1 protein-coding gene is annotated in these 876 nt (G+C 39.2%); it reads left to right on the forward strand.

The window, feature by feature from the left end; all coding sequences use genetic code 11:
- Positions 1 to 226: 226 nt before the first annotated feature.
- Positions 227 to 805, forward strand: coding sequence for a class D sortase (locus RZN25_11005; protein MEQ6377349.1), 579 nt, complete (start codon positions 227 to 229; stop codon positions 803 to 805).
- Positions 806 to 876 lie beyond the last annotated feature (71 nt).

Genomic DNA, 876 nt, shown 5'->3' on the forward strand with positions numbered 1-876 from the left:
GTTTCTGTAGCGGCAAAAAGAACATTACAAACTTTATCTTCGTTAATTAGTCTTCATCAGGCAATGAAGTCACCGAAGATGGCTTAATCGTGCTTGTTTTGTATTCAAAATAAGGGATGCTCCATCAAATTGTGTAAGTAATTAGTTGGAGAGGTTCACTATAGTCTTTTATAAAGAGTGCTCTTCCTTTATAATAAGGTTAACAGAAACGAAGGGGTCGGATAATGTGAGAAAAAAAGTGTCCTTATTGCTGATCATTTTTGGAATTGGTTTTTTAGCCTATGGGGGATATGGAATTTGGAATTCCAAACAGGCTGAACAGGAAACCTTGAAGGAAGCGAAAGTGGCAATTACTGAAAAAAGATTAACCGGATATGATATAGCTTCAGCAGAAGAGTTTAAGCCCACCTTTGGAGAAGCAGTCGGTATTTTATCATTGCCAGATATAGATGCTGAGCTTCCAATAGTGGAAGGCACAGATGAAGATGATCTTGCAAAAGGAGTAGGCCATTATAGTACCTCTGCCTATCCTGGTGAAAAAGACCAAATTGTTCTGTCAGGCCATCGTGACACAGTTTTCCGAAGGCTTGGAGATTTAGAAATCGGAGACATTATTACGATTGAGCTACCTTATGGAAAATTTGATTACAAAATTGAAAGTACGGACATCGTAGAAGCTGATGATCGGACGGTCATACGCCCAACGGCTCCAGATGAAATATTAACCGTAACAACATGTTACCCATTCAATTTTGTTGGTAATGCCCCGCAACGATATATTATTTATGCCGTTCCAGTTTCTTGAACACGAAAAAGCTCGCCTATTGGTGAGCTTTTTGTTTACAAGATAAGAAATCATTATGGCTCGCTTCGCGG

This window comes from Bacillaceae bacterium S4-13-56, from assembly GCA_040191315.1.
In the GTDB taxonomy this organism is placed as follows: Bacteria; Bacillota; Bacilli; order Bacillales; family JAWJLM01; genus JAWJLM01.